This window comes from Halomonas sp. G15, from assembly GCF_021282295.1.
In the GTDB taxonomy this organism is placed as follows: domain Bacteria; phylum Pseudomonadota; class Gammaproteobacteria; order Pseudomonadales; family Halomonadaceae; genus Halomonas; species Halomonas alimentaria.
In genome coordinates, this window is sequence record NZ_JAJSPA010000014.1 from 50036 (window position 1) to 70724 (window position 20689).

General features: G+C 66.7%; 17 protein-coding genes and 5 tRNA genes. 11 read left to right on the forward strand and 11 right to left on the reverse strand.

The genetic code is table 11. The features are described from left to right. Window positions 1-24: 24 nt before the first annotated feature. From LWH48_RS08730 to LWH48_RS08765, 8 genes are all read right to left on the reverse strand, one after another. Window positions 25-1947, reverse strand: coding sequence for a PrkA family serine protein kinase (locus LWH48_RS08730; protein WP_161431249.1), 1923 nt, complete (start codon window positions 1945-1947; stop codon window positions 25-27). Window positions 1948-2183: 236 nt separating this feature from the next. Then, window positions 2184-4196 carry an NADPH-dependent 2,4-dienoyl-CoA reductase gene (locus LWH48_RS08735; protein WP_232912260.1) on the reverse strand — a complete coding sequence of 671 codons (2013 nt, stop codon included), beginning with the start codon at window positions 4194-4196 and terminating at the stop codon, window positions 2184-2186. A gap of 257 nt (window positions 4197-4453) precedes the next feature. Beyond that, window positions 4454-4530 (reverse strand) — tRNA-Asp (locus LWH48_RS08740). A gap of 3 nt (window positions 4531-4533) precedes the next feature. Then, window positions 4534-4610: transfer RNA gene (locus LWH48_RS08745), tRNA-Val, on the reverse strand. 51 nt (window positions 4611-4661) lie between these two features. Then, window positions 4662-4738, reverse strand: a tRNA-Asp gene (locus tag LWH48_RS08750). 29 nt (window positions 4739-4767) lie between these two features. Beyond that, window positions 4768-4844: transfer RNA gene (locus tag LWH48_RS08755), tRNA-Asp, on the reverse strand. A 39-nt stretch (window positions 4845-4883) separates the two neighbouring features. Next, window positions 4884-4959 (reverse strand) — tRNA-Val (locus tag LWH48_RS08760). Between the two features lie 89 nt (window positions 4960-5048). Beyond that, entirely contained in the window at window positions 5049-5792 is a 744-nt protein-coding gene (locus tag LWH48_RS08765; RefSeq protein ID WP_332875620.1) for an alpha/beta family hydrolase, read from the reverse strand. Window positions 5793-5956: 164 nt separating this feature from the next. Between LWH48_RS08765 and ccoN the strand changes: the two genes are divergently transcribed. The 11 genes from ccoN to fnr all read left to right on the forward strand — a co-directional run bounded on the left by ccoN (window position 5957) and on the right by fnr (window position 16935). Continuing rightward, entirely contained in the window at window positions 5957-7381 is a 1425-nt protein-coding gene (gene ccoN, locus LWH48_RS08770) for a cytochrome-c oxidase, cbb3-type subunit I (RefSeq protein WP_161431247.1), read from the forward strand. A gap of 23 nt (window positions 7382-7404) precedes the next feature. Further along, window positions 7405-8010: a cytochrome-c oxidase, cbb3-type subunit II gene (gene ccoO / locus LWH48_RS08775; RefSeq protein WP_161431246.1), complete on the forward strand. Its 606-nt coding sequence runs from the start codon at window positions 7405-7407 to the stop codon at window positions 8008-8010. A 2-nt stretch (window positions 8011-8012) separates the two neighbouring features. Then, window positions 8013-8228, forward strand: a complete 216-nt coding sequence (locus LWH48_RS08780) for a cbb3-type cytochrome oxidase subunit 3 (RefSeq protein WP_161431245.1) — start codon at window positions 8013-8015, stop codon at window positions 8226-8228. Continuing rightward, complete coding sequence (gene ccoP / locus LWH48_RS08785; protein WP_232912261.1) at window positions 8225-9154, forward strand: cytochrome-c oxidase, cbb3-type subunit III; 930 nt, start codon at window positions 8225-8227, stop codon at window positions 9152-9154. Before LWH48_RS08780 ends, ccoP begins: the two co-directional genes overlap by 4 nt. Before the next feature lie 107 nt (window positions 9155-9261). Continuing rightward, window positions 9262-10701: a cytochrome c oxidase accessory protein CcoG gene (gene ccoG, locus LWH48_RS08790; protein ID WP_232912262.1), complete on the forward strand. Its 1440-nt coding sequence runs from the start codon at window positions 9262-9264 to the stop codon at window positions 10699-10701. Between the two features lies 1 nt (window position 10702). Then, window positions 10703-11206, forward strand: coding sequence for a FixH family protein (locus tag LWH48_RS08795; protein ID WP_232912263.1), 504 nt, complete (start codon window positions 10703-10705; stop codon window positions 11204-11206). Between the two features lie 15 nt (window positions 11207-11221). Beyond that, entirely contained in the window at window positions 11222-13708 is a 2487-nt protein-coding gene (locus LWH48_RS08800) for a heavy metal translocating P-type ATPase (protein ID WP_232912264.1), read from the forward strand. Continuing rightward, the gene (gene ccoS, locus LWH48_RS08805) at window positions 13705-13947 is read left to right on the forward strand and encodes a cbb3-type cytochrome oxidase assembly protein CcoS (protein ID WP_232912265.1); all 243 of its coding nucleotides are present in this window, start codon (window positions 13705-13707) and stop codon (window positions 13945-13947) included. The genes LWH48_RS08800 and ccoS overlap by 4 nt, the downstream gene beginning before the upstream one ends. Beyond that, entirely contained in the window at window positions 13947-14651 is a 705-nt protein-coding gene (locus tag LWH48_RS08810; protein WP_232912266.1) for a sulfite exporter TauE/SafE family protein, read from the forward strand. The genes ccoS and LWH48_RS08810 overlap by 1 nt, the downstream gene beginning before the upstream one ends. A 91-nt stretch (window positions 14652-14742) precedes the next feature. Further along, window positions 14743-16083 carry a radical SAM protein gene (locus LWH48_RS08815; protein ID WP_232912267.1) on the forward strand — a complete coding sequence of 447 codons (1341 nt, stop codon included), beginning with the start codon at window positions 14743-14745 and terminating at the stop codon, window positions 16081-16083. A 108-nt stretch (window positions 16084-16191) separates the two neighbouring features. Next, window positions 16192-16935, forward strand: coding sequence for a fumarate/nitrate reduction transcriptional regulator Fnr (gene fnr / locus LWH48_RS08820; protein ID WP_161431238.1), 744 nt, complete (start codon window positions 16192-16194; stop codon window positions 16933-16935). Window positions 16936-17192: 257 nt separating this feature from the next. Here the strand turns inward: fnr and ttcA are convergent, their stop codons facing one another. From ttcA to LWH48_RS08835, 3 genes are all read right to left on the reverse strand, one after another. Continuing rightward, window positions 17193-18119, reverse strand: coding sequence for a tRNA 2-thiocytidine(32) synthetase TtcA (gene ttcA, locus LWH48_RS08825; protein WP_232912268.1), 927 nt, complete (start codon window positions 18117-18119; stop codon window positions 17193-17195). An 84-nt stretch (window positions 18120-18203) separates the two neighbouring features. Continuing rightward, the gene (locus LWH48_RS08830; RefSeq protein WP_232912269.1) at window positions 18204-18830 is read right to left on the reverse strand and encodes a 3'-5' exonuclease; all 627 of its coding nucleotides are present in this window, start codon (window positions 18828-18830) and stop codon (window positions 18204-18206) included. 34 nt (window positions 18831-18864) lie between these two features. Then, window positions 18865-20685, reverse strand: a complete 1821-nt coding sequence (locus tag LWH48_RS08835; RefSeq protein WP_232912270.1) for a DUF294 nucleotidyltransferase-like domain-containing protein — start codon at window positions 20683-20685, stop codon at window positions 18865-18867. Window positions 20686-20689 lie beyond the last annotated feature (4 nt).

Here is a 20689-nt window from a genome sequence, read left to right on the forward strand (position 1 = left end):
CTGCCGCCACGGCGCGGCGTCGGGCTACTGGGACTTGCGCACCCGCAGGTACCACTCGGAGAGCAGGCGCACCTGTTTCTCGGTGTAGCCGCGCTCCACCATGCGAGCCACGAAGTCCTCGTGCTTCTTCTGGTCAGCACTGGAGGCCTTGGCGTTGAAGGAGATCACCGGCAACAGCTCCTCGGTGTTGGCGAACATCTTGTGTTCGATCACCCCGCGCAGCTTCTCGTAGGACTGCCAGCTGGGGTTCATGCCGTTGTTCTGGGCACGCGCCCGCAGCACGAAGTTGACCACCTCGTGGCGGAAGTCCTTGGGATTGGAGATGCCCGCCGGCTTCTCGATCTTCTCCAGCTCCTCGTTGAGAGCCTGGCGGTCGAGGAACTCGCCGGTCTCGGGGTCGCGGTACTCCTGGTCCTGGATCCAGAAGTCGGCGTAGGTGACATAGCGGTCGAAGATGTTCTGGCCGTACTCGGAGTAGGACTCGAGGTAGGCCGTCTGGATCTCCTTGCCGATGAAGTCGACGTAGCGCGGCGCCAGGAACTCCTTGATGAAGCGCAGGTAGCGCTCGAAGGTCTCGCGCGGCAGCTGCTCCTGCTCCAGGCGCTGCTCCAGCACGTAGAGCAGGTGCACCGGGTTGGCCGCCACCTCGTGGCTATCGAAGTTGAACACCTTGGAAAGGATCTTGAAGGCGAAGCGGGTGGAGAGCCCATCCATGCCCTCGTCGACCCCGGCGGCATCACGGTACTCCTGGATCGACTTGGCCTTGGGATCGGTGTCCTTGAGGTTCTCGCCGTCGTAGACCCGCATCTTGGAGTAGATGCTCGAGTTCTCCGGCTCCTTGAGCCGCGAGAGCACCGAGAACTGGGCAAGCATGCGCAGGGTGTCCGGCGCACAGGGTGCCTGGGACAGCGACGAGTGCTCGAGTAACTTCTTGTAGATATTGATCTCTTCGGAGACCCGCAGGCAGTAGGGCACCTTGACCATGTAGACCCGGTCCAGGAAGGCCTCGTTGTTGCGGTTGTTGCGGAAGGTCTGCCACTCGCTCTCGTTGGAGTGGGCCAGCACGATGCCCTCGAAGGGGATCGCCCCCATGCCCTCGGTGGGGTTGTAGTTGCCCTCCTGGGTGGCGGTGAGCAGCGGATGGAGCACCTTGATCGGCGCCTTGAACATCTCGACAAACTCCATCAGCCCCTGGTTGGCTCGGCACAGGCCACCGGAGAAGCTGTAGGCGTCGGGATCGTCCTGGGAGTAGAGCTCGAGCTGGCGGATATCCACCTTGCCCACCAGCGATGAGATGTCCTGGTTGTTCTCGTCGCCGGGCTCGGTCTTGGAGATGGCGATCTGGTTGAGCCGCGAGGGATAGAGGCGCACCACCCGGAACTGGCTGATGTCGCCGCCATACTCCTTGAGACGCTTGGCCGCCCAGGGCGACATCACGCTCTTCAGGTAGCGGCGGGGAACCCCATACTCCTTCTCCAGCAGCTCACCATCCTCCTCCGGCGAGAACAGCCCCAGCGGCGACTCGTAGACCGGCGAATCCTTGATGGCATAGAAGGGCACCTTCTCCATCAACAGCTTGAGGCGCTCGGCCAGGGATGACTTGCCGCCGCCCACCGGCCCCAGCAGGTAGAGGATCTGCTTGCGCTCCTCCAGCCCCTGGGCGGCATGGCGAAAGTAGGCGACGATCTGCTCGATCGACTCCTCCATGCCGTAGAACTCGGCAAAGGCCGGGTAGCGGCGGATCACCTTGTTGGAGAAGATGCGTGACAGCCGTGGGTCCTTGGCCGTGTCGATGACCTCCGGCTCGCCGATCGCCTGAAGCATGCGCTCGGCGGCCGAGGCATAGGCCAGCGGTTCCTCGCGACACAGCTCCAGATACTCCTGCAGGCTCATCTCCTCCTGCTGGACTCGGGCGAAACGGTTCTGCACATGGTCGAAGATGCTCATCGATGCCTCCTTAAGCCCGATGGCTCGGCGCCGGCATGCGGGCGCACGAGAACAGGGTCACCTTCAGCGTAGGTCAGCGCGGCACACTATCGGCTGACATCCTGTCAACGCTTGGGCTTAATTCCTATGAGCCCGCCACGGACTCATGGTTCGACATCGCCGTGCCAAGGCCATTCAACGCAGCGGGCCCGCCATCACGATGACGGCAGGCCCGCAGCACAACGACCCGACAACGCTCAGAGCGTGGCGGCCACCCGGGTCCCCTGGTCGATGGCACGCTTGGCATCGAGCTCACCGGGCTCGCTTGCGCCACCGACCAGATGCACCGCCACACCGGCCTCGCGCAGTGGCTCATAGAGCTCGCGTACCGACTCCTGGCCGACACAGACCACCACCGTATCGACCTCCAGCAGGCGTGGCTGATCGGCGTGGCGGATATGCAGGCCGGCATCATCGATATGCCGATATTCGCAACCGGCAAGGGCCTCCACTCCGCGCTGCTTGAGCGAGGCGCGATGCACCCAGCCGGTGGTCTTGCCGAGCCCGCGACCGGGCTTGCTGGTCTTGCGTTGCAGCAGGAAGACCCGACGCGGCACCTCCGGGGGACGCGGCGCCGTGAGCCCCCCGGGTGTGGAGACGACAAGATCCACGCCCCACTCCTCGCACCAGGCCTCGGCATCCAGCGACGGCTGGCCGACCTGGGTCAGCAGCTCGGCCACATCGAAGCCGATGCCTCCCGCTCCGATGATCGCCACCCGTGGCCCCACCCGTTCGGGATGCTGGATCGCCTCGGGATAGCCCATCACCTTGGGGTGATCGGCACCGGGCAGCTCGAGTCGGCGCGGACGCACGCCGCTGGCCAGCACCACGGCGTCGAAGTCGGCCAGCGTCGCCACCTCCGCGGCATGGTTGAGTCGCACCTCGACCCCGTGCTTGTCCAGCATCACCCGGAAGTAGCGCAGGGTCTCGGCGAACTCCTCCTTGCCGGGAATCTGGCGAGCATAGTGGAACTGGCCCCCGAGTTCGCCATCCCGCTCGAAGAGGGTGACCGCGTGACCACGTTCGGCCGCGGTCAGCGCGGCGGCCAGGCCCGCCGGCCCGCCACCCACCACGGCGATGCGGCGCGGCGTCGCCACCGGCTCGATGACCAGCTCGGTCTCGTGACCGGCTCGCGGGTTGACCAGACAGGAGGTGAGCTTGCCGGCAAAGGTGTGGTCGAGGCAGGCCTGGTTGCAGGCGATACAGGTATTGATCTCGTCACTGCGCCCCGCGGCGGCCTTGCTGACCCAGGCCGGGTCGGCGAGGAAGGGCCGCGCCATGCTGACCATGTCGGCATGCCCTTCGGCCAGCACCCGCTCGGCGACCTCGGGCATGTTGATGCGGTTGGTGGTGATCAGCGGCAGGGAGACCGCCCCCTTCAGTCGCCGGGTCACCTCGGTAAAGGCTGCCCGGGGCACGCTGGTGACGATGGTGGGGATGCGCGCCTCGTGCCAGCCGATCCCGGTGTTGAGCGCATCCGCTCCGGCCGCCTCGATCGCCCTGGCCAGGGCCACCACCTCATCATGGGTGCTGCCCTCCTCCACCAGATCAATCATGGAGAGGCGAAAGATCACCAGGAAGTCGTCGCCGACCGCCTCGCGGATGCGCCGCACGATCTCCAGCGGGAAGCGGATACGCTGCTCGAACTCCCCGCCCCAGGCGTCATCGCGCTGGTTGGTGCGCCGACAGATGAACTGGTTGATCAGGTACCCCTCGGAACCCATCACCTCCACGCCATCGTAGCCGGCCCGCTTGGCAAGCGTGGCGCAGCGTACATAGTCGTCGATCTGGCGCTCCACCTCCTCGCTGGTCAGCGCTCGGGGGGCAAAGGGGTTGATGGGCGCCTGGATCGCCGAGGGCGCTACCGGTTCCGGCGTATAGGCGTAGCGCCCGGCATGCAGGATCTGCATGCAGACCCGGCCCCCCTCTCCGTGCACCGCCTCTACCACCCGGCGGTGATCGTCCAGTTGCTCCTCGCGCTCCAGGGTCGCCGCCCCCTGGAAGACGGCGCCTTCGGGGTTCGGCGCGATGCCACCGGTGACGATCAGCCCGACGCCCTCCCGGACGCGTTCGGCATAAAAGGCCGCCAGGCGCGCGAAACCACCCGGCACCTCCTCCAGGTTGGTGTGCATGGAGCCCATCAGGATCCGGTTGGGCAGGGTCAGATGACCAAGCTCGAGGGGGCGAAACAGGTGGGGATAGGCGGTCATGGTGGCGCTCCGGGCATTGTCGGGGAAGTTGTCATCGGACCGAATTCAAACAACTGTATGACAGCTGACGCAGGCGTGCAAAGCCTCGGGCCGCGGACGAGGCCAGCGCCAGCATGGTGGCGAGAGACTCAGGAAGGGACAGCAAGGGCAGACGGGGCGGTCAGCAGAAGCGGAAAAATGCCATGGCCGGAGATGAGTAGCGCACACACGAAGAAGCCCCGAGCAAGGCTCAGGGCTTCGGGAATTCGTGGCGACGTTGGCGGACCGGACGGGACTCGAACCCGCGACCTCCGGCGTGACAGGCCGGCATTCTAACCAACTGAACTACCGGTCCGCGTGGTGGGTGATACCGGATTCGAACCAGTGACCCCCAGCATGTGAGGCTGGTGCTCTAACCAACTGAGCTAATCACCCACGCAATCGCACAAGTTACTGCACTATCTCAAGCAAGCTGCCAGGCCTTGATGGCGGACCGGACGGGACTCGAACCCGCGACCTCCGGCGTGACAGGCCGGCATTCTAACCAACTGAACTACCGGTCCGCAACAGGGCTGACTGATCGGGAACACGTTGGCGGACCGGACGGGACTCGAACCCGCGACCTCCGGCGTGACAGGCCGGCATTCTAACCAACTGAACTACCGGTCCGCTGCGTGTTACCTACGTGATTCGGGACTGCCGAGGCAGTGGTGGGTGGTACAGGGTTCGAACCTGTGACCCCCAGCTTGTAAGGCTGGTGCTCTCCCAGCTGAGCTAACCACCCCCGGTCACGTGGCGCTGCATTCTACAGGGGCGGCTTTCAAAGTCAACGCTTTTTGTCACCCGGCGTCGCTACCGCATTCACCAGCGGATTCATTCACTTGGCTGTGGATGGCCGCTGGCGTGCGCGGTCATGAAGGCAACGATGGCGGCAACTCCCTCATCGATCAGCTGTGCCTGACTCCTGCCGCTGGCGCGCCGCGGCTTCCAGTCGTGGTCACCATCCTGCAGCCAGTGCAGTCGCACGCGTTCGGAGAGTGCATAGCCTGCCACCTCCTCCCGAGTGCCGAAGGGGTCGCGAGTGCCCTGGACCACCAGGGTGGGGCAGGCGAGCCGCGGCCAGTGATCCAGGCGCAGCCGTTCAGGCTTGGCGGGTGGATGAAAGGGATAGCCGCACAGCACCAGGCCTGGGGCACCGTCGCGGGCGGCGAGCAGGCTGGCAACCCTTCCACCCATGGACTTTCCGCCCAGCCACAGGGGAGGCAGCCCAGGGTGTGACAGAACGTCGCACCAGGCCGCCATCTCCTCGACCAGGCGATCGACACGCGGTGGTGGACGCCTGCGCCCTTCCCGGCGCATCTGCTGGAGATAGGCAAACTCGATGGCCAGGGTCTGTACACCACCTTCGGCCAGGCCGGCGCGCAGCCGTTGCAGGAACGTGGAATCCTGGCCCGCGCCCGCGCCATGGGCGATCAGCAGCCGACCAACCGTCGCCTGGCCGCTTACCTCGAGGGGGCCATCGGGCAGCTGCCAGTGGCCATCCTCGCCTCTCAGCAGCCGCTCGCGACACTCGGCCGGGGTAATGGACGCATAATCCAGGTCGGTATAATGCGACAAGAGATCTCCTTGCGAGTTCTACGATTACGCCGATTGGCGTGTTCAGGATATTGCCCGGCTGGGGTAGAATCCTCCGCGAATTGACTTGCATCATCCTCAGGGAGGCCGCGTCTGTGACAAACTGACGCAGCTTTATCTCCTACCGCGTTCGATGGGAACCCGACATGAGCACAGCACTTGAACACCCGACCTACAACTACAAGGTAGTTCGGCAGTTCGCGATCATGACCGTGGTCTGGGGCATCGTGGGCATGACACTCGGTGTCATCCTCGCCGCCCAGCTGGTCTGGCCGCAACTGAACCTCGATCTGCCCTGGACCAGCTTCGGACGCCTGCGCCCGCTGCATACCAATGCCGTCATCTTCGCCTTCGGCGGCTCGGCACTGTTCGCCACCTCCTACTACGTGGTGCAGCGGACATGCCAGACCCGGCTCTTCTCTGACCGGCTCGCCGCCTTCACCTTCTGGGGCTGGCAGGCGGTGATCCTCTCCGCGGTGGTCTCACTGCCGCTGGGCATGACCACCACCAAGGAGTATGCCGAGCTGGAGTGGCCGATCAACATCCTGATCGCCGTAGTCTGGATCAGCTATGCCATCGTCTTCCTGATGACCATCAAGCGGCGCCAGACCTCCCATATCTATGTGGCCAACTGGTTCTTTGCCGCCTTCATCCTGACCGTGGCGGTGCTGCACATCGTCAACAACGCGGCGATTCCGGTCACCGCCATGTACTCCACCTCCATCTACTCGGGCGCCATCGACGCCATGGTGCAGTGGTGGTATGGGCACAACGCGGTGGGCTTCTTCCTGACCGCCGGCTTCCTGGGCATGATGTACTACTTCGTGCCCAAGCAGGCCGAGCGTCCGGTCTACTCCTACCGGCTCTCCATCGTCCACTTCTGGGCGCTGATCATGGTCTACATGTGGGCCGGCCCGCACCACCTGCACTACACCGCGCTGCCCAACTGGGCTCAGTCGCTGGGCATGATCATGTCGATCATCCTGCTGGCTCCCTCCTGGGGCGGCATGATCAACGGCATGATGACCCTCTCCGGCGCCTGGCATAAGCTGCGCACCGACCCGACCCTGCGCTTCCTGGTGGTGGCCCTCTCCTTCTACGGCATGTCCACCTTTGAGGGCCCGATGATGGCGGTGAAGACCGTCAACGCCCTCTCCCACTACACCGACTGGACCATCGGTCACGTCCACGCCGGCGCTCTGGGCTGGGTGGCGATGATCACCATCGGCTCCATGTACCACCTGATCCCGCGCCTGTTCGGCCGCACCGAGATGCACTCCGTCAACCTGATCGCCGTGCACTTCTGGCTGGCCACCATCGGCACCGTGCTCTATATCGCCTCCATGTGGGTCAACGGTATCCTGCAGGGCCTGATGTGGCGCGCCATCAACCCCGACGGCACCCTGATGTACACCTTCGTCGAGGCCGTCGAGGCCAGCGGCCCGGGCTACATCGTGCGCCTGATCGGCGGCCTGTGCTGGGTCACCGGCATGCTGATCATGGCCTACAACGTCACCATGACCGTCAAGCGCGGTGAGGGTGCTCGCCAGCCGCTTCCGCAGACTGCCTGAGCCTACAGGGAACGAGACTTCCAATGAGACACGAGATCGTCGAAAAGAATGTCGGCCTGCTCGCCGTGCTGATCCTGGTGGTGATCAGTTTCGGCGGCCTGGCCGAGGTGGTACCGCTGTTCTTCCAGAAGCAGACCACACAGCCGGTGGAGGGCCTCGAGCCCCTCTCGGCCCTGGAGCTGGAAGGCCGCGACATCTACCGCCGCGAGGGCTGCGTGGGCTGCCACTCCCAGATGGTGCGCCCCTTCCGTGCCGAGACCGAGCGCTACGGCCACTACAGCGTGGCCGGCGAGTCGGTCTACGACCACAACTTCCTGTGGGGTTCCAAGCGTACCGGGCCGGACCTGGCCCGCGTCGGCGGCCGCTACAGCGATGACTGGCACCGCGCCCACATGTACAACCCGCGTGACGTGGTACCCGAGTCGGTGATGCCCGCCTACCCGTGGCTGTTCGAGAACACCCTCGACGGCGAGGACACCCCGAAGAAGATGCGCGCCCTGCGTGCCCTCGGCGTGCCCTACACCGACGAGCAGATCGACAACGCCACCAGCGAGGTCCGCGGCGAGCAGGAGATCACCGCACTGATCGCCTACCTGCAGCAGCTGGGCACCGTCCTCAAGGGCAACTGATCATGGATAGCGGCACCGTAAGCGGCATCGTCACCGGCGTACTGATAGTGGCCTTCATCGGCATCACGGTGTGGGCCTATTCGAAGCGTCGCAAGCCTGACTTCGACGAGGCGGCCAACCTGCCCTTCGCCGACGATGACGAACAACCGAACCGTGACACGAGCGCCTCGCCGAACGGGGCCGATTCCCGCAAGCACAAGGGAGACAGGAACACATGAACAATCTCTGGGGTGACTCCCTTTCCGGGTTCTGGAGCGCCTGGATCATCGTCATCACGCTGGGCTCCATCGGGATTGCCTTCTGGCTGCTCTACGCCAACCGCAAGACCGACAAGACCCCTGATGCCGAGGGCAACGTGGATACCACCGGCCACGCCGCCGATGGCATCGAGGAGTACGACAACCCGCTGCCGCGCTGGTGGTTCCAGCTCTACGTGGGCACCGTGATCTTCGCACTGGGTTACCTGGTGCTCTACCCGGGCCTCGGCAACTTCGCCGGCGTGCTGGGCTGGAGCCAGGAGGGCCAGTGGGAAGAGGAAGTGGCGCGCGCCGAGGAGCGCTTCACGCCGATCTTCGCCCAGTACGAGGAGGTGCCGATCCCCGAGCTGGCCCAGGACGCCGAGGCGATGCAGGTCGCCGAGCGCATCTTCCTCAACAACTGTGCGGTGTGTCACGGTTCGGGTGCACAGGGCGGCTACGGCTTCCCCAACCTGACCGACGACGAGTGGCTGTACGGTGGCGAGCCGGAGCAGATCCTGGCGACCCTCAACAACGGCCGCAACGGCCTGATGCCCTCCTGGCAGCAGCTCGGCCAGGAGAACATCGAGAACGTCACCCAGCACGTGCTTTCACTGTCTGGCCAGGAGCATGAGGCCGAACGTGCCGAGAGCGGTGCGGCGACCTTCGCCTCGGTGTGTGCGGCCTGCCACATGCCCGACGGCACCGGCAACCAGGCACTCGGTGCGCCCGACCTGACCAACGATATCTGGCTCTACCAGCAGCCCGGGCAGAGCGTCGCGGACTCCGTGCGCCAGACCCTGCGCAACGGCCGTAACGGCCACATGCCGGCCCAGGCCGCCTATATCGGCGAGGAGCGCGTCCACCTGGTGGCCGCCTACGTCTACAGCCTGCGCGACCAGGACTGAGGCGACCTGCCATCGGGTGAAGAAAGGGTGCGGCTCCAGGTCGCACCCTTTCTCGTTTGTGCAGCGCATCGATACAATGGATCCCACCTTCCTGACGCGAGCCCGCCATGAGCAACAAGATTCCGACCCACGATGTCACCCCGGATCCCGTGGAGCGTCATACCCCACAGGAAGCCGTCACCCAGGAGATGTACGCGAGCCGCCGCCACATCTATGTGCGCGAGATCAAGGGGTTCTTCCAGCGCCTGCGCCGGGCCTCCAACTGGGTGCTGATGCTGGCCTTCTTCATCCTGCCCTGGGTCCCCTGGGGTGATCGCCCGGCGATCTGGTTCAACCTCCCCGGCCGCGAGTTCCATATCTTCTCGGCCACCTTCTACCCCCAGGAGTTCATGCTGCTCTCCTGGCTGCTGATCATCTGCGCCTTCGGCCTGTTCTTCATCACCGTGTTCGCCGGCCGCGTCTGGTGTGGCTACACCTGTCCGCAGAGCGTCTGGACCTTCCTGTTCATCTGGGTGGAACATCGCCTGGAAGGATCGCGCAACCGGCGCATCAAGCTCGACAAGCAGCCCATGAATGCCGACAAGCTGTGGCGCAAGGGGGCCAAGCACCTCATCTGGCTGGCCATTGCCCTGGCCACCGGCATCACCTTCGTGGGCTACTTCACCCCCATCCAGGAGCTCGTGGTGGAACTGCCGACCCTCGAGGCCCATGGCTGGTCCTACTTCTGGGTCGGTTTCTTCCTGGTCTTCACCTACCTCAACGCCGGCTGGCTGCGCGAACAGGTGTGCATCTACATGTGTCCCTACGCCCGCTTCCAGTCGGTGATGTTCGACCGCGACACCCTGATCGTCTCCTACGATGAGGCCCGTGGCGAACCGCGTGGGGCGCGCAAGAAGAGCCTCTCCCACGCCGAGGCCCGCGAGGCCGGCCATGGCGATTGCATCGACTGCGACCTCTGTGTGCAGGTCTGCCCCACCGGTATCGACATCCGCGACGGGCTGCAGTACGAGTGCATCACCTGTGCGGCCTGCATCGATGCCTGCGACAGCGTGATGGACAAGATGGGCTACCCCCGCGGGCTGATCCGCTACACCACCGAGAACGCCCTGGAGGGCAAGCCGACCCATATCCTGCGTCCGCGTCTGATGGGCTACCTCGCCGCCCTGCTGGTGATGATCGGCCTCTTCGTCTGGGCGGTGGGGGACCGCACCCCGCTCTCCTTCGATGTCGAGCGCGACCGCAACCGGCTGTTCCAGACCACTGCCAACGGGAGCATCAGCAACAGCTATGCCATCACGGTGCGCAACATGGACGCCGAGGCCCACGTGTATCGCCTGGAGGCCTCCGGCCTACCGGGGCTGACGCTGGACACCGACAGCATCCGGGTCCCGGCCAGCGACTCCCGCCAGCGGGTAATCACCATCACCGCGCCGGGGGATGCCATCGAGCAACCCAGCCACGCCATTACCCTGCGGCTGACCGCCGAACAGTCACCCGACATCAGCCTGGAGCGCGAGGCGCGTTTCCTCGGCGACCTGCGGAGATAAGATGAGCGAAGATATCAAGCCCTGGTACAAACAGTTCTGGCCCTGGTTCCTGATCGGGCTACTGCTGTCGTCCATCACCTTCAGCCTGGTCTATCTAACGCTCTCGATCCGCTACTACGATGGCTCGGTGGGCGGCGATTACTACAAGCGTGGCCTGGCCATCAACGAGCAGCTGGCCAAGCAGGAGCACGCCCAGGAGCTGGGACTCAAGGCCCGCCTGCGGGTCGACAACCGCACCGGCGATGTGGTGGTGGACCTGGAGGGGCCGCGCCAGCCTGATCGACTGCACCTGGCGTTGATCTTCCCCACCGACAGCGACTTCGACCGCGAACTCACCCTCGAGCACGTACGCGAGGGTCGCTACGTCACCACCCTGGACGAGCCGCTGCGCCACCGCTGGTACCTGCAGCTGCAGCCCGAGGCCGGGGAAGGGGCCGAATGGCGACTGACCGGCGAGGGGAGCTTCCCCAGCGACGACGAGGCCGCCCTGGAACCGGGCCTCTAGCCCGGCGCCTGTGACATGACGAACGACACCGCCGACACCTCCCGCGACGCACCCTGCTACCACTGCGGCAACCCGGTGCCCGCCAGGGCCCCCTGGTCGATCACCCTGGATGACACCCGCCATCCGCTGTGCTGTCCCGGCTGCGAGGCGGTGGCCCACGCCATCGTCGATGGCGGGCTGGCCAGCTACTACCGCTTCCGCACCGAGCTGCCGGAGCGCCCCGATGATCGCGACGCCGCCCGGGCCGAGACCTGGGCAGTATTCGACGATCCCGGGCTGCAGCGCCAGTTCGTGCATCCCGAGGGGGACGACAGCGGCCGCGTCCACGCCACCCTGGCGGTGGACGGCATCACCTGTGCCGCTTGCGCCTGGCTGATCGAGCACCGGCTCAATGGCCTCGAGGGCATCGCCGCAAGCGCGGTCAACCTCACCCACCACCGGGTACGCGTCAGCTGGGACCCGGGCCGGGTCACGCTGTCACGGATCCTCGCCGAGATGGCTGCCATCGGCTACCAGGCCCAGCCCTGGGAGCCCGACGAGGCCCAGGCGCGACTGCAGCGCGAGGAGCGCATGACCGTGCGCCGCCTGATCGTCGCCGCGGTGGGCATGGCCCAGGTGATGATGTTCTCGATTCCCATCTACGTGGCCGGCCCCGGGGAGATCAGCGAGGACTTCCTCGCCCTGTTCCACTGGCTCTCCTTCGCCCTGGCCACCCCGGTGGTGTTCTTTTCCGCGTTGCCGTTCTTCCGCAACGCGCTGCGTGACCTGCGCACCCGGGTGCTGGGCATGGACGTGCCGGTCTCCCTGGCCATCGGCGGCGCCTACCTGGCCAGCGGCTATGCCGTGATCAGCGGCAAGGGGGAGGTCTACTTCGACTCGGTGGCGATGTTCACCTTCTTCCTGCTCTTCGGGCGCTACGTGGAGGCCCGCGCCCGGCGCCGCAGCGGTCATACCGGCAACGCCCTGGCCGGCGCCCTGCCCCCCTCGGCGATCCTCCTCACCGACGCGGGAGAGGAGCGCATCCTGCCCGCCGGCGAGCTTGCCGCCGATGACCGGGTGCTGGTCAAGCCCGGCCACACCGTGCCCGCCGACGGCGTGGTCGAGGAGGGTGAGTCGAGCCTCGACGAGTCGATGCTCACCGGTGAGTACCTGCCGGTGACCCGTCGTGTCGGTGACACCGTCACCGGCGGCAGCCACAACATGGAGAGCCCGCTGGTCCTGCGCGTGACCCATGCCGGCCGCGACTCCCGAGTCTCCGGCATCGTCGACCTCACCGACCGCGCCTTCGCCAGCCGTCCACGCCTCGCCCAGATGGCCGCGCGCATGGCCCACCTGTTCGTGCTCAGGCTGCTGTTCGTGGCCCTGGGCGTGGCCATCGTGTGGTGGTTCATCGACCCCTCGCGGGTACTGTGGGTCACCCTCTCGGTGCTGGTGGTGACCTGCCCCTGCGCCCTGGCCCTGGCGACACCCACCGCGCTCACCGCCGGCCACGGCCAGCTGCGCCGACGCGGCGTGCTGGTCACCCGGGCTGACGCCATCGAGGCACTCTCCCAGGTCGACCGGGTGATCCTCGACAAGACCGGCACCCTGACCACCGGCCGCATGAGTCTGGTGGAGACGCGTCCGCTGGGCGGGCTCGACGCGGCCTCGGCCCGCGTTCTGGCCGCCGCCCTGGAGGCACGCTCCGAACACCCCATCGCGCGGGCCTTCCACCCCTTCCGCGATGCCGGCCGACACGCCGAACAGGTCACCAGCCGCCCGGGCAAGGGGCTCGAGGGACGGCTGGACGGCCGAGCCTGGCGGCTGGGCCGTGCGGACTTCGCCGCCCCGGGAGCCTCCCCGGAGCCCCCCGGAGAGGGCCAGTGGCTGCTGCTGGCCGAGGTGGGCGAGCCACGCTGCTGGTTTCGCCTCCAGGACCAGGTGCGGGAAGACGCCGCCGAGACGGTGGCCATGCTGCAGGCGCTCGGCCTCGCCGTGGAACTGCTCTCCGGCGACACTCCCGAGGCCGCCGAGGGCCTGGCCCGACAGCTGGGCATCACGACCTGGGAGGGCAGCGCCAGTCCGGAGCGCAAGCTCGAGCGCATCCGCGAGCGCCAGGTCGAAGGCGAGAAGGTAGCCATGGTCGGCGACGGCATCAACGACGTGCCAGTACTGGCCGGGGCCGACGTGGCCATCGCCATGAACGGCGCCACCGACCTGGCGCGCACCAGCGCCGATGCCATCCTGCTCAGTCCACGCCTGTCACGCGTCGCCGAGGCGGTGGAACTGTGCCGCGCCACCCGTCGGGTGATGCGCCAGAACATGCTATGGTCGGTGATCTACAACGCCTCGGCGATGCCGCTGGCCGCCATCGGCATCGTGCCCCCCTGGCTGGCCGCCATCGGCATGTCGGCCAGTTCCCTGGTGGTGGTCGGCAATGCCCTGCGTCTCAACCGCTTCCGCAGTCGCCTCGCCAACACGCCAGCGCCACCGGCCGTCGCGCTCTCGGAGGTCAACCCATGAGCATTCTCTACCTGCTGATCCCGCTGTCGCTGATCCTGCTCGGCCTGGCCGTCTGGGCCTTCTTCTGGGCGGTCAAGCACGACCAGTTCGAGGATCTGGAGGGGCCGGCCTATCGCATCCTCTTCGATGACGACGAGAACGACCGCCCCACCGAGCGGCGCCAGACCGGGGAAACGCGCGACGACACCGGAGACGGTACCGAGTCGCCGGCGGTGGATCCCGACGACGAGAGGCGCTGATGGATCCCACCGGTCTCGACCTGCCGCCGCTCGCCGCGGCCTTCGTCTTCGGGCTGCTGGGCGGCGCCCACTGCATCGGCATGTGCGGCGGCATCATGAGCGCCCTCTCCTTCGCAGTCCCCCCCAGCATGCGCCACCCGGCGCGCCTCACCGGCCTGCTGCTGGGCTACAACCTGGGCCGCATCACCAGCTACATGGTCGCCGGCGCACTGGCGGCGGCGCTCGGCACCCTGCTCTCGCTGACCGCTCCCACCCGCCTCGTCCTGCAGGGCTTCGCCGCTGTGATGCTGATCCTGATGGCGCTGTATATCGCCGACTGGTGGAAGGGCCTGCTGCGGGTGGAGGCGGTGGGCAGGCGCCTGTGGCGCCACCTGGAGCCGGTCGGACGGCGCCTGATGCCGGTGGTCAGGGTGCCCCAGGCGATGGCGCTGGGCGCGGTATGGGGCTGGCTGCCCTGCGGCCTGGTCTACTCGATGCTGGCCTGGAGTCTGGCCATGGCCGACCCGCTGCGCGGCGCATTGCTGATGGGTGCCTTCGGGCTCGGCACCCTGCCGGCACTGCTGGCCACCGGGCTCGCCGCCCGCCAGCTGGCCGGCCTGATTCGCCACCCGGCTACCCGCAGCATCGCTGCACTGACGATCATCGCCTTCGCACTCTGGCAGCTGTGGCAGCTGCTCCCGGGAGGCGGAGCCCATCTCGGCTGACGACTATTCCACATGGGATTGACGTAGCTCAACGCTTGCCTGGCCGTGGCACCCTAGCATGAGGAGCATGTTCACGACCCGGAGTCGCCCCATGTCCGTTCACGCCAAGCGCACTGCCTTCCAAGGGGCCTCGAGACCGCCTCGAGAGCCGCTGCCCGGCGCGGGTGATCTGGTATCGGCTACCGAGGTCGCCTATCCCGCGCCCCACCACTATCATGAGGGCGTCGGAGCCCCGGAGCTGGAGTCGGCCCTCGCCGAGCGCCCGGCAGCGGCCTCCCTGGCGGTAAAGGTGCGCCTGCCCTTCTGCCGTCACGCCTGCCGCTTCTGCGCCAGCCAGTGTGTACCTTCCCACGACAGCCGCCAGGCCGAACCCTACCTGTCGCGACTCGACCGCGAGATGGTACTGGCCCGGCGCCGGCTGAGCGGACTGCCCCCGGTGTCACGCCTGCACTGGGGCGGTGGGACGCCGGCATTCCTCGCCCTGGACCAGATGAGCGACCTCTTCGACCGCCTGGACGCCCGCCTGGGGCTCTCCGCCGCCCGGGATCGCGACTTCAGTATCGAGCTCGACCCCCGCGAGGCCGACATGCTCACCCTTCGCCACTTGCAGGCGCTGGGTTTCAACCGCCTAAGCCTGGGCGTGCAGGAGCTCGACTCCCGGGTACAGCAGGCGATCAACCGTATCCAGCCCCGGGCACTGACCGAGGCACTGGTCGACGAAGCCGACCGCCTGGGCTTTAGGGAGCTGACGCTGTCGCTGATGCTCGGCCTGCCCTTCCAGACACCGCAGGGCCTCGCCGATACCCTCGAGCAGGTACTCGGCATGGCCCCGGCACGCATCCGCCTCCATCGCTACGACCACCGCCCTGAGCGTCACCTGGCCCAGCGCGCCATCCATCGCGACTGGCTACCCGACGCGGCGACGCGCCGCCGGCTGCTGACCGAGGCACGTGCCCACCTGGACGCAGCCGGCTACGTGCATATCGGCCTCGGCCTCTTCGCGCGTCGCGACGACCGCCTGGCCCAGGCCCGCGCCAGCGGTAACCTGGGGCATGGCCCGCTGGGCTTTACCCAGGGTCCCGCCGGTGACCTGCTGGGGCTCGGCATGGGTGCCCACAGCCGCATTGGTGAGCTCTGGGTTCGCAACGCCGACACCCTGGCGGGCTACGAGGGGGCTCTGGATGCCAGCCGTCTGCCCACTGCATGCGGCATCCGCCTGACTCCCGACCAGCAGCATCACCAGGCGACACTCGAGGCACTGCTCTGCAGCCGTTCCATCGACCCTGCCACGCTGTCGACAGGCGCCGATCTCGAGGCACTGGGTACCGAGGGGCTGGTCGACCTCTCGGGCGGCCGGATGGCACTGACCGCCGAAGGGCACTGGCAACTGCCCCGCATCCTCGAGACACTCGCCCGCCCGCCGGGCCCCTGACGCTCCCTTCGGGACCGCAACGCTCTTGATCCCCTGCCCAGGGTGGTTTGCCCTGCCCGCGGTTTGCTCCATAATGGGCCAATGACCACGATCAAGAAGGAAAGGGCCATGGCGGATACCCTCACCGGCCGACGGCGTTCGGTGCTGCAGGAGACGCGCTGTCAGACCTGCAGCCTCAGCTCGCTCTGCCTGCCTCTGGCACTGGAGGTGGAGGACATGGACCAGTTCGATGCCATCATCCGGCGCCGCGCACCACTCAAGAAGGGCGAGGCATTGTTCCGCCAGGACAGCCCCTTCACCAGCGTGTTCGCGGTTCGCTCGGGCAGCCTCAAGCAGGTGACCACCGAGGGCAGCGGCGATGACCAGCTGACCAATTTCTACCTGCCCAGCGAGCTGGTGGGCCTCGACGGCATCGACGAGCAACACTATCCGGGCACCGTGGTGGCACTGGAGACCACTACTGTCTGCGAGATCCCCTTCGATCGTCTCGACCACCTCTCGGAGTCGCTGCCGGAGCTGCGCGGCCAGCTCTACCGCAGCATGAGCAAGGAGCTGCGTGACGACCGCCGCATGATGCGCCTGCTGTCACGCAAGACCGCCGACCAGCGCCTGGCCAGCTTCTTCACCAGCCTCTCGGAGCGCTTCCGCCGCCGCGGCTACTCCCCCTACAGCTTCCGCCTCTCCATGTCCCGAGCGGATATCGGCAACTACCTGGGCCTGGCGGTGGAGACAGTGAGCCGCATCCTCGGTCGCTTCCAGACCCAGGGCCTGGTGGCCGTCTCCGGCCGGGAGGTCAATATCCTCGACCTGCCGGCGCTCACCCGCCTGGCCGAGGAAGAGGGTGCGCACTGAAGCTGCAAGCTGCAAGCTGCAAGCTGCAAGGCGGCATGAGGAGCCAGCCAACAGGTGTATCGCAATGACTCGTAGCGAGAGGCGCCGGGGACTGGTCGTAGAGGGGGTCCGAGGACCAGGGATGGCCGAGGTAGCGCCCATGGACGGGTTCACAGCGCCCCCTCGAAGGCCAGTCGCCGGAACAGCCTTGAGCGAGTCAGCCATCGGCGATAGCGCTTAGTCAGGGGGGTCCTTGAAGGTCACTGCTTGTCGCTGACCTACTCGTTCAAGATATCGATCCGCCTGGCCTGCATATTCGCCTGCTTCTCCTCCAACCCGACGAAGTCGAACAGCTCGCGGTCGGCGAGTTGCGATGGTGCGACGTTGGTCACCGCCTTGAACATGCTCTCCAGGCGTCCCGGGTGCTTCGCCTCCCATTCCGCCAGCATCTCCTTGACCACCTGGCGCTGCAGGTTGGGCTGGGAGCCACACAGGTTGCAGGGGATGATCGGGAAGGCCATCTGCCGGGAAAACTCGGCGATATCCGCCTCGCGGCAGTAGGCCAGAGGCCGGATCACCATGTTGCGGCCATCATCGGAGAGCAGCTTGGGTGGCATCGCCTTGAGGCTGCCACCGAAGAACATGTTGAGGAACAGCGTCTCGAGAATATCCTCGCGGTGGTGGCCCAGAGCGATCTTGGTGGCGCCGATCTCCTCGGCGAAGCCATACAGGGAGCCACGACGCAGCCGCGAGCAGAGCGCGCAGGTGGTCTTGCCCTCGGGGGTCTTCTCCTTGACCACCGAGTAGGTGTCGCGCTCGAGGATATGGTACTCGACGCCCGTGCCCTCCAGATACTCGGGCAGCACGTGTTCGGGGAAACCGGGCTGCTTCTGATCGAGGTTGACCGCCACCAGCGAGAAGGCCACGGGGGCGTTGCGCTGCAGGCTGCGCAGGATCTCTAGCAGGGTGTAGCTGTCCTTGCCTCCGGAGAGGCAGACCATCACCCGATCTCCCTCATGGATCATCCCGTAGTCGATGATGGCGTTGCCCACCTGGCGCCGAAGGCGCTTGTGCAGCTTGTTGAACTCGCGCTTCGCCCGGGCATCGGGAGGCTCGGTGCTCTCAGGGGTGACGGGCTCTTGCGGGGCGCTCCCTTGCGTGGCGGAAGCGAGGGCGCGGGGGTCGAAGGTCACGGCGTCTTGCATGGGTCTTGGCGCTGCCAGTGCGGGCGGAAATGGAGAGGTCGCCATCCTACCATCGGCGACGCCCCCAGGCGACGCCGATGGCCCTCAGGCCAGCTGGTCGCCGGCGTCCTGGCCCCTCTCCAGGCGCAGGAACATCAGCGCGGTGGTCACGGCATCGCCCAGGGCGGTGTGACGCCCCATCACCGGCACGCCGAGGCGCTCCGCCACCCGCTCGAAGCGCGGCTGGCCGTCGATCTCCGGGTGTCGACGACGCAGCCGGCGGCGCCACAGCTGGGCAACGTCCACGGTGGCGTTGGGCAGTTCGAAGCCGAAGCGCGGACGCAGCTCGCGGTTGAGGATCGCCAGATCGAATCCCAGATGCCAGCCCACCAGCGGGCGATTGCCGACGAAGTCGAGCAGCCGTTCCAGGGCCGCGTCAAGGCTCTCGCCGTTATCGAGATCCATGCCGCGCAGGCCGTGAATGCGGATGGAGTCGCCGGTCAGCGAGTCGGGGCGCCTCAGGCGCAGATCCAGGGAGTCGCTGGTCAGGATGCGGTCACCACGCACCCGCACCGCGGCGATCGACACCAGCTCGGCGCTGCGGGTATCCAGGCCGGTGGTCTCGGTGTCTATCACCACCATCTCGTCCCCGGTATAGGGGTGAAACAGCCAGGCGTACTCGCCGTTGGCATGGCGTCGTCGGTCCGCGACGCGCCTCAGGACCTTGAGCATGACGGTCTCCTTGTGTCGTTGTCGTTCCGTCGGTTCATGAGTATTCCAGGTGGAAGCGATGCGAGAGGCGCTGCTTGAAGTCCTTGACGATATGCAACGCCTCGCGCAGCAGGTCGCGCTCCAGCGACGAAAGCTCCTGAACCACGACCCGGTCGGGGTTGCGGCTCTCGTCTTCGCCCTCGCGCCGGGCCAGCTGCTGCTTGAGGCGCAGCTCGGTGAACAGCGACAGCGCCTCGGCCAGGTCCTCGGCGAAGCGCGGCTCCAGGCGACCGTCGGCGGCCAGGGCCTCCAGGCGCTCCAGGGTCGAGGTGGGCCGGATGCCGCGCTCCAGGGCCATTACCCGCACCCCGTGGACGATGGGGAAGATGCCGCCCTTCTTGATATCGATGCCGTGCTGGGGCCGCTTGAGCGAGCCAAACAGGGTCAGCGGCGTGGAGAAGCGCAGGATGGTACGGGCGAAGTAGGAGAGCAGCAGTTCGTTGCCGGCACACTGGGCGAAGAGATCATCACGCACGCGGTCGAGCAGCGCCGGATTACCCGCCACCGCATGGGAGTCGAGCATGATGGCGAGCTTCATCAGGCTGTCGCCGTCGCGGGCCTCGATCCAGCGCGCGATGCGCCGTTTCCACTGGCTGACCGTGCCCACCCATTCGGGATTGGAGACCATGATATTGCCGGGACAGGGCGGATAGCCCAGCTCGATCAAGGTGTCGGTCAGACGCTGCATCTGCTCGGCGCAGTCGGGCCAGTCGAGGTCATCGGCCAGGATCAGGCCATTGTCCTGGTCGGTCTTGAGGATCTGCTCGCCGCGCCCCTCGCTGCCCATCACCATCAGGCAGCTGTCGGCTTGGTAGCGCTCGTCCACCAGGAAGCCCCAGGCCTTGTTGATGATGCGCCCGTTGAGGGCCGCCAGCAGCCCCATGGCGAAGCGCAGCTTGACCCCCTGGGCCATCAGCGCGCTGACCAGCTCGGGCGTGCGGCGACTGGCGGCGGCCAGCGCCTCGAGGCTCTCCGCCTGCTCCACCTGGAGGCTGACCACGTAGCTGCGGCTGGAGAAGTAGCTGAGCACGTCGGTCAGCTCCACCACCCCCACCGGTGTCTCCCCCTTCACCACTACCACCCGCTCCACCTTGTGGCGGGTCATGATCACCAGCGCCTCGAACAGGTACTGGCCCGGCGTCACCGTGATCAACTCGGCCCGCCCCAGCCCCTCCAGCGGAGAGTCGCGACCACGCTCGTCCACCACCAGGGCATTGAGCAGGTCGGTCTTGGTGACCATGCCGTGGCCACCGTCACGCGCCACCAGCAACGAATCGGCACGTCGCTCATTGATGGTGGCCACCGCCTCGGCGATGGTCGTGGCGGCGGGCACCACCAGTGGCTCGCGCATGCACTCGTCCACCGCCGCGAGCATGAAACCGGCCATGGTCACCCCGCCCTCGGCACGCTGCTCGGTAAGCAGACGGGCCTTGTGGGCCAGGGTCTGGCGGAAGAACTCGGCGAACGGCGGGCAGTCGTCGCAAAGCTCGAGAAAAAGCGCCTTGGGCAGCAGGTAGCAGAGACTCTCCTGCTCGGCGCGGAAGCGATAGCGGCTCTTGCCGTTGAGGATGCTGATGGCGCCGAACAGGTCGCCCTGGGTGTAATGACCGAGGCGTTCCCGGGCCGCGGGCTGGGTGGTGTCGATCTCGGCCACCTCGCCCTTGTGGATCATGAAGACATACTCGCCGGGCTGGCCGGCCTCGAGGATGATCTCGTCGCGGTCGAAGTAGGCCAGATCGACACCCTGACGCACGCGCTCGCGACCGGCGTCGTCGAGCAGCGTGAAAGGCGGCTGGGAAAGATCGAGATCGACCATGGCT